An 8,217-nucleotide genomic window follows, 5' to 3' on the forward strand; every position below is an offset into this window, starting at 1 on the left:
CTCTTTTGAACCCCCGGCATAGCCGGGGGTTTTCTAAACCATTAAAAAAGCTGCAGCTTCGATTTCTCGTAGCTGCAACCCCTTTTAGCGTATGACCTCCACATTGCCCATATACCCGCGAAGTGCCTCCGGTACAACGATGGAGCCATCTTCTTGCTGGTAGTTTTCGATAATGGCTGCCACTGTACGGCCGACGGCAAGGCCAGAACCGTTGAGCGTGTGAACAAACTCTGGCTTGCCTCCCTCGCGGCGAAACTTAATATTGGCGCGGCGTGCTTGGAAATCGCCGACGTTGGAGCAAGAAGAAATTTCGCGATAGGTATCAGCACTAGGGATCCATACTTCCAAATCATAGGTTTTTGTTGCCGTAAAGCCAAGGTCCGCAGTACAAAGAGTAACGACGCGGTACGGCAATTCTAAACGTTTTAGTACATTCTCCGCATGACTTGTCATCTGTTCTAACTGTTCAAAGGAGTCCTCTGGCTTTGAAAAGCGCACCATCTCGACTTTGTTAAACTGATGCTGGCGAATGAGTCCACGCGTGTCACGGCCTGCTGAACCTGCCTCGGAACGGAAATTTGTGCTATAAGCGTTATACGCAATGGGTAGGTCAGCCTCGTCCAAAATTTCATCGCGATGCAAATTAGTGACAGGCACTTCAGCTGTCGGAATCAAGAAATAGTCCTCTTCCCGAATTTTAAAGGAATCTTCCTCAAACTTCGGGAGCTGACCTGTCCCAATCATGCTTGTACGATTAACGAGATACGGCGGCAGTACTTCCTCATAGCCGTGTTCGGTAGCATGCATATCCATCATGAGATTAATAAGTGCTCTCTCCAGGCGGGCGCCTAGCCCCTTGTACACAGTAAAGCGGCTTCCCGTCACCTTTGCGGCGCGTTCAAAGTCCAGAATCCCAAGTCCTGTGCCAATTTCCCAGTGTGGCTTTGCTTCGAAGCTAAAAGTTGGAATGTCCCCCCACGTGCGTTCCTCGCGATTGTCATTTTCAGACTCGCCGTACGGAACGTCTTCATGTGGAATGTTAGGAATCGTAAGCAACAGTGCCTCAAGCTCCTCTTCCACTTCTTTTAACGGTTCATCCTGTTGTTTTATGCGTTCCGACACTTGCTTCATTTCAGTGATCAGTTCACCGGCATCTTGCTTTTCTCGTTTGAGACGAGCGACCTCTCCAGAAACATGATTGCGGTGGCTTTTCAACTCCTCGACTTCCTGAATCATCGTTCGACGGGACGCATCGAGCTCCGCAAAGCGATCCAATCCTGGAACACCGCCTCCTCTTCTCTCAAGCCTTTGTTTCACTTGCTCAAAGTCATTACGTAGCCTTTTGACGTCTAACATAGTACGACCTCCTCGTTCATCTCTCTTAGTTTACCAAAGTTTTGCGTAGAAACAAAAACAAGAAGGGAACATGAGCAAATGAAAAACGGAAAAGCGGAGGCCGGTCGAACAGAATCTAAAAAAAAGAGTCTTACTACATAGCGTAGCAAAACTCTTGCTTTGTCCTTGCCTAGATAGCCGTTGCTCTCATTGCTTCTTCCACCATCTCTACAAAATACCGATGCAGACGGCTATCATCGGTAAGTTCTGGGTGAAAGGAGCAGGCTAAATAATGTCCCTGCCTAACCGCAACCATTTCATCGTTATAGGTGCTCAGAACACTGACGTCTGAGTCTACTTCAAGTACGAGCGGCGCGCGTATGAAGACGGCACGCAAATCTTCTGCAATCCCTTCTACAGCGAGGTTGGCTTCAAAGCTTTCTCTTTGTCTGCCGAACGCATTTCGCTGCACGGTCATGTCAATGAAGCTTAGATGCCCGGCTTCCTGATTGGCGAGTCTCTTAGCCATCAAGATCAACCCTGCACACGTTCCAAAAATAGGCTTCCCGCTTTCACCAAATCGCTGCAGCGCGTCAAAAAAGCCATACTTGTCAATAAGCTTTCTCATCGTCGTGGATTCCCCGCCAGGCAGAACAAGTCCGTCAAGGGATTCAAGGTCGTGAATATGCTTCACTGCACACGCTTCTGCTCCGTTCTCCTCAAGCATGCGGATATGCTCTCTCACAGCTCCCTGTAGAGCCAATACGCCGATTTTCATACAATCTCTCCTTCCTTTCGTTATCCTATGAATGGATGAAGCGGACAAGACGTAACGTCTTGCCCGCAGGTCGTTCTGTATACTCTTTCACCTGGAGACATAGGCCTTCTCGCTTCTGACCAAGCCCCCTCCGCCTTTCTTTTGATCCAGCTGCGGGGGGCTAGAAGCTTCGAGATTTTTCGCCCTGACAACGAAATCCAAGACAGGGATTTCTTTTGTCAGGTCTCCAAAATTCTCGCTTCTGACCAAGCCCCCTCCGCCTTTCTTTTGATCTAGCTGCGGCGGGTAGAAGCTCGGGATTTTTCAGGCCTGACAACGAAATCCTAAAATCGGGATTTCTTTTGTCAGGCCTTCCAAAATCCTCGCTTCTGTTCGACCCGCCTCCGCCTTTCTTGTTACCATCCTCGTTCTTGCATGCGTTCTTCGGCTGCAAGGGTGGAGATTTCCAGGCCTTTCATCGCAGTGCCTAGGTTTTTCGATAGCTCCGCGATGAGGGCATAGTCTGTGTAGTGGGTAGTGGCTTCTACAATAGCGCGAGCAAATTTCTCAGGGTTGTCCGATTTAAAGATCCCTGAGCCGACAAAGACGCCATCTGCGCCTAGCTGCATCATCAGTGCAGCGTCGGCTGGTGTCGCCACGCCGCCTGCTGCAAAGTTGACGACAGGGAGCTTGCCTGTTTCTTTAATTTCAAGTAGAAGCTCATACGGCGCCCCTAAATTCTTCGCTTCGGTCATTAGCTCATCGGTGGACATGCCAACGACTTGTTTGATTTGCGCCTGCATTTGACGCATATGGCGAACAGCCTCCACAATGTTTCCTGTGCCCGGCTCGCCCTTGGTGCGAATCATGGAAGCCCCTTCGCCAATACGGCGTCCTGCTTCGCCTAGGTCACGTGCTCCGCAAACAAACGGAACGGTGAAGTCACGTTTATTTAAATGATAAACCTCGTCTGCTGGTGTTAGTACTTCACTCTCGTCGATGTAGTCAACACCCATCGCTTCAAGCACACGTGCTTCCACGATATGACCAATGCGCCCTTTGGCCATCACTGGAACAGACACCGCATTCATGACTTCTTCAACAATGGTGGGATCAGCCATACGCGCAACGCCACCTGCAGCTCTTATATCAGAAGGAACACGCTCCAGTGCCATGACGGCAACGGCGCCTGCCTCCTCGGCTATTTTCGCTTGTTCTGCATTGACGACGTCCATGATGACGCCGCCCTTTTGCATTTCTGCCATCCCCCGTTTAACACGGTCTGTACCTGTTTGACTCATGTTCTCTCCCCCTCAGTTTTCTACTTATAGTATACCTCATTTAGCGCAGAAGTTAAAATTCCAATTTCCAACTCATCCGGTAATCGTGCCAGCCACGCTTGTCCAAATGCCAGAGAAAAAGTCACCAATACCGCGCATTGCCGAGCGGAACCAGCCGGCTTTTTCTACTTCTTCCTCGACAACAAGATCAACGCCACTCTCATTTGTTCCAAAGAGATAGTCCACTTCTTCATCGAAGGAAACAGATAACGTTCCTACACTTTCTCCGGCTTCAAGCGGAGCGAGAAGCTCTCCTTCTTCATTGACCTTATCTTCATCGAGCTGAACGTCAACGGTGTAGCCCTCTTCTTCCCCATTTTGTAAAAGGGTTGTCAACGCGCTACCCGAGGCAATACTGACTTCTTTCTCTACTCCGTCAGAAACAGGGAGCACCCCATTTTCGTCAGGAGTCGTACCTTCTTCGATAATGGTTTGCTGCGTGAACTCATCAAATCCAAAGTCAAGAAGTTTTGCCGTTTCGTTAAATCGATCTTCTCGCAGTTCAGTTCCCATCACCACTGTAATCAGTCTCATGCCGTCACGTTCCGCTGTCGAGGTAAAACTGTTGCCGGCAGCGTTCGTGAAGCCAGTTTTTAAACCGTCCACACCTTCGTAGGCTAAGCCTTCCTCCATCCCCGGCAACATCGAGTTCCAGTTTGTCATCTCAATGTACTCTCCGGGACCAGCTTCAAACGTTTTTTCCGTTACGCTAGCTGTCTCTAACACTTCAGGGTAATCGCTGAGCAAATGGCTGGCAAGCTGAGCGACGGAACGTGCAGACAAGGTCGTTTCCGCATCCTCACCAGTTCCTTCTGGATGTTCCCCTGCTAAGCTGCTATTGTTTAATCCACTGGAGTTAATGAATTCATACTGATCGAGTCCAAGCTCACCTGCTTTCTCATTCATACGCTCAACAAATGCCGTTTCCGATCCAGAAATATGCTCAGCTAAAGCCATGGTCGAAGCGTTCGCTGAGTAGATCGCCAGCGAATCATATAAGTCCTCAACGGTGTATGTGTAGTCCTGTCTAAGAGGTACGTTGGACAAATCTCTTTGCAAAGACAAACTGCGAACGTGATCGTTAATTTCTACCTCATCGTCCCAAGCAATTTCTCCTGTTTCAACCGCCTCTAAAACAAGATATTCGGTCATCATTTTTGTCATACTAGCAATCGCTAATTGTTCATCAATATTATCTTCAAACAAAATTTGTCCGCTGTTTGCATCTACTAAGATCGCTGCTGACCCGTCTATTTCTAAAGATTCAGCGCCTGCCGCTTGCGGTGCCATCAGAGCAGTCACTGCCAGCAGGCTTGCGAAAAATGAGAACGACATTTTTTTCCATGCCGGCTTTTTCACTTCTTCCACCTCCACATATTTAACGCACATTTGCTATTTTACCATGCTCATACACAAAAAAATAGATAGAGAAAGGCCCCCTATCTATTTTCATATTTTCGTCAAATATCCCCGTTACAATGAGTAATTTGGCGCTTCTTTTGTAATTTGTACATCATGCGGATGGCTTTCTCGAAGCCCAGCATTTGTAATCCGAATAAACTGACCGTTTTCTTGCAAATCCTCAAGCGTTTTGGTGCCACAATACCCCATACCGGCACGAATCCCACCTAACAGCTGATGAATCGTGTCGCGGAGCGGTCCTTTATAGGCTGTACGGCCTTCGATGCCCTCAGGAACAAGCTTCTGATTATTTTCCTGGAAATAACGATCCTTGCTTCCCTTTTCCATCGCTCCAAGTGAGCCCATGCCGCGGTAAACTTTGAACTGACGTCCCTGGTAGATCTCTGTCTCACCAGGGCTTTCGCTCACCCCAGCAAGTAAACTTCCAAGCATAACGCCATGGCCACCTGCAGCTAATGCTTTCACAATATCCCCAGAATACTTAATTCCGCCATCAGCGATGATCGGGACGCCGTGCTTCCTTGCTTCGGTGGCGCAGTCGTAAACAGCTGTAACCTGAGGAACACCAATACCTGCGACTACACGGGTGGTACAAATAGACCCTGGACCAATGCCAACTTTCACAACGCTGACGCCGGCTTCAATAAGGTCGCGTGTGCCTTCAGCCGTCGCTACATTGCCAGCTATAATGGTTAACTCCGGATACTCCGCGCGAACCTCGCTGATTTTTTCAAGAACGCCTTTAGAATGTCCGTGTGCCGTATCAATGACGATCGCATCCACACCCGCATTCACAACCGCAGCAATACGAACATCCACATCAGCAGATACACCAATCGCTGCCGCGACAACCAATCGTCCCTGAGCATCTTTAGCAGAATTCGGGAACTCAATCACTTTTTCAATATCCTTAATGGTAATAAGGCCTTTTAGCGTGCCTCCATCATCAACAAGAGGCAGCTTTTCAATCTTGTGCTCCTGCAGTATTTTTTCGGCTTCTTCAAGGGTTGTCCCGACAGGTGCGGTGACAAGATTCTGCTTGGTCATAACATCATCAATCATGATGGAGTAATCCTCAATAAAACGTAAATCTCGGTTTGTTAAGATGCCCACAAGCTTCTGGGCCTCATCGACAATCGGTACTCCGGAGATCCGGTATTTTCCCATCAAGTGTTCAGCATCAAATACTTGACGATCAGGTGTTAGGAAAAAGGGATCGGTAATGACGCCGCTTTCCGAGCGCTTCACTTTATCAATCTGCTCCGCCTGTTCTTCAATCGACATGTTCTTATGAATGACACCAAGACCACCTTCACGAGCAATGGCAATCGCCATTTCCGATTCCGTGACGGTATCCATTCCAGCACTAATAATCGGTATGTTGAGCTTTACGTTCTCGCTTAGCTTTGTAGCAACGGACACATCTCGTGGCAATACCTCTGATTTGGCTGGTACCAACAATACATCGTCAAAGGTAAGACCTTCTTTTTGAAACTTTGATTCCCACACGTTTTATAGCCCCCTCAAAGCTTAGCTGAAAATATTATTAGTAGCGTATCAATTGGGCAAACTACTGTCAAGAAAGGCTTTTAAGTAGTACTTTTCAGAATACAAAGTGTATGCTTTAGGGAGGAAATGATGAATTACTTGCTTCCATTTGAATCCGCAACGTTTACACGTTCCTATCTTTTCAATCATTATGAACGTCAGCAAACCTCCAATGCCAGTTCCAAGAGTTACCGAAACTGTTACCCATTTATTTACCACTTGCAACATGGAAAGCTTTATCTTGAACAGACTCTAAGATCGCCTATTGAGTTGCAGCCGATTCTTCTCTTTTATGGTCTCAGCCAGATGCTGAAAGGCTGTTTATTGATTGTGGATCCTCTTTATCCGGAAACTTCTTCTGTCCTCGCTCACGGCGTGAGTACACGTAAGCGAAAAAAGCAAGGCTATTCCTTCTTACAAGACGAAGTGAAAGTTCAGCGGAATGGATTGTATGCTCACATGCTCACCAACATGTTCCATGTGAAACATCAGGAACGAGAAAAATACTCGATGCTCTTTCTGTTAAAGCAGTTGCCCGATCTTGGGAATATGTTCACCTTGCTTAGAAAAGAAGAGGTCTTCTTGCAGGGGCGAATACAGAGAGACCATTTTCTCTTCTCAACGTGCATCCTCGATTCCTACCATATGACCTCCAACCGCTTCGAACAGTATATCCATGAGCATGGAGGGTCTTGGTTGGATACGGACCGCCCCATCATTGAGGGTGAAAATTCGATTCGTCTCCCCCTAAAAAACGGCAAGATCCCACCTACAGAGCCGTCTCCCTTGCTTTACGATCAGACAGGGTTGCCTCATCTCCATGTATTGAAAAAAGACGCAGGGTTCTTGCCAGAGCTTGCTGTTCATTACTTGCTTTTATATAACTTGAGTATGATCTGTCGCTATGAAGCGGAATGGTGGGGAGAGCTGCTTCACACATTCGACTCTCACGACTTGCCGTTGATCAAAAGCTATTTAGCGCTCGCTCATACTCGCCTGCATCAGCTCTTCGAGGCGTTTTTGTCGAACCCAAAATGAAGGATGAGCACAAGAGAGCTAACTATCCACCAGCAACGCAACGAACTTATAGGCAAAAAAATAGCCCTCTATACATCTGGAGGGCTATTGATATTCGTTTGTCGTATGTTGTAGGTCGGTGTTCACGTTCGTTGCGGGCGGAGCATGAGCCTGTGCTTGCTGAAACTGCTGTCGGACCTGAGTTAATGCTTGCTGTTGCTGAGCAAAAACTTGCGCATCTTCTTGCTGTTTCACTTGTTGTACTTGTTGCTGAACTCGCCGTAGCTGTTCCGCGGCGTTCCGCATCTGTTGTGGGTTCCCACTTGCTTGCGCAAGCTGATAAGCCTCCCCAACGTTCTGTATCGCTTGCTGAATCTGCTCTCTTTGCAGTTCTGACATAGCAAAAGCCTCCTACATATTTACTGTTAACCAACCCGAGCTGATTGTTAGGACGTTACCACCCCTACCTTTGCCGAACTGTGTCGCTTTTATACATGGAAAGTGGGGGCTCGCCGTTTTTTGTGGTAGGGTCCTGCTAAACAGGTACCGCAACTGTTCATAGCCATTCAGGGACCTTTTAAGGGTGAAGAAGGGGTAACGCAGTGACAACAGTCTTGCTGCTTGTTTTTAGGGCCATTGCGTGGGAGAGATCGAGGACTAGTCATCTATTCTTTTCTCGTAGAAGGACATGAAGCATTTCTGTAGTGCTCCACGAGTTTGATTTTTCGAGCTCCTCCCATTTTTTATGAATACAAAAAACCCCACCTAAAAAGGTGAGGTATTGTCTAGCTACGGCGG

Annotated in this window: 7 protein-coding genes; 1 reads left to right on the forward strand and 6 read right to left on the reverse strand. The window is 47.8% G+C overall.

Going from position 1 to position 8,217, the window contains the following annotated elements:
* Positions 1-84: 84 nt before the first annotated feature.
* From serS to guaB, 5 genes are all read right to left on the reverse strand, one after another.
* The gene (gene serS, locus AVZ68_RS19140) at positions 85-1,356 is read right to left on the reverse strand and encodes a serine--tRNA ligase (protein WP_059106179.1); all 1,272 of its coding nucleotides are present in this window, start codon (positions 1,354-1,356) and stop codon (positions 85-87) included.
* Positions 1,357-1,525: 169 nt separating this feature from the next.
* Positions 1,526-2,113, reverse strand: a complete 588-nt coding sequence (gene pdxT, locus AVZ68_RS19145; protein ID WP_059106180.1) for a pyridoxal 5'-phosphate synthase glutaminase subunit PdxT — start codon at positions 2,111-2,113, stop codon at positions 1,526-1,528.
* Positions 2,114-2,508: 395 nt separating this feature from the next.
* On the reverse strand, positions 2,509-3,393 hold the full coding sequence (gene pdxS, locus AVZ68_RS19150; RefSeq protein ID WP_059106181.1) for a pyridoxal 5'-phosphate synthase lyase subunit PdxS: 885 nt from the start codon (positions 3,391-3,393) through the stop codon (positions 2,509-2,511).
* A gap of 72 nt (positions 3,394-3,465) precedes the next feature.
* Positions 3,466-4,791, reverse strand: coding sequence for a D-alanyl-D-alanine carboxypeptidase family protein (locus AVZ68_RS19155; RefSeq protein ID WP_245628186.1), 1,326 nt, complete (start codon positions 4,789-4,791; stop codon positions 3,466-3,468).
* A 114-nt stretch (positions 4,792-4,905) separates the two neighbouring features.
* A complete protein-coding gene (gene guaB / locus AVZ68_RS19160) occupies positions 4,906-6,363 on the reverse strand; it encodes an IMP dehydrogenase (RefSeq protein WP_059106182.1) in 1,458 nt (485 codons plus the stop codon).
* A gap of 129 nt (positions 6,364-6,492) precedes the next feature.
* Here guaB and AVZ68_RS19165 point away from each other — a divergent pair, with 129 nt between their 5' ends.
* Positions 6,493-7,440: a YaaC family protein gene (locus AVZ68_RS19165; RefSeq protein WP_180316739.1), complete on the forward strand. Its 948-nt coding sequence runs from the start codon at positions 6,493-6,495 to the stop codon at positions 7,438-7,440.
* 84 nt (positions 7,441-7,524) lie between these two features.
* Here the strand turns inward: AVZ68_RS19165 and AVZ68_RS19170 are convergent, their stop codons facing one another.
* Positions 7,525-7,818 (reverse strand): hypothetical protein, encoded by a 294-nt coding sequence (locus AVZ68_RS19170; protein WP_059106184.1) that lies wholly within the window; start codon positions 7,816-7,818, stop codon positions 7,525-7,527.
* Positions 7,819-8,217: the final 399 nt, after the last annotated feature.

Origin of the sequence: Shouchella shacheensis (genome assembly GCF_001484965.1) — a bacterium.
GTDB lineage: Bacteria > Bacillota > Bacilli > Bacillales > Bacillaceae_D > Shouchella > Shouchella shacheensis.

Excerpts from the sequence above, each read along its gene's own strand:
- serS (WP_059106179.1), bottom strand. The coding sequence starts at position 1,356 with ATGTTAGACGTCAAAAGGCTACGTAATGACTTTGAGCAAGTGAAACAA.
- pdxT (WP_059106180.1), bottom strand. The coding sequence starts at position 2,113 with ATGAAAATCGGCGTATTGGCTCTACAGGGAGCTGTGAGAGAGCATATC.
- pdxS (WP_059106181.1), bottom strand. The coding sequence starts at position 3,393 with ATGAGTCAAACAGGTACAGACCGTGTTAAACGGGGGATGGCAGAAATG.
- AVZ68_RS19165 (WP_180316739.1), top strand. The coding sequence starts at position 6,493 with ATGAATTACTTGCTTCCATTTGAATCCGCAACGTTTACACGTTCCTAT.
- AVZ68_RS19170 (WP_059106184.1), bottom strand. The coding sequence starts at position 7,818 with ATGTCAGAACTGCAAAGAGAGCAGATTCAGCAAGCGATACAGAACGTT.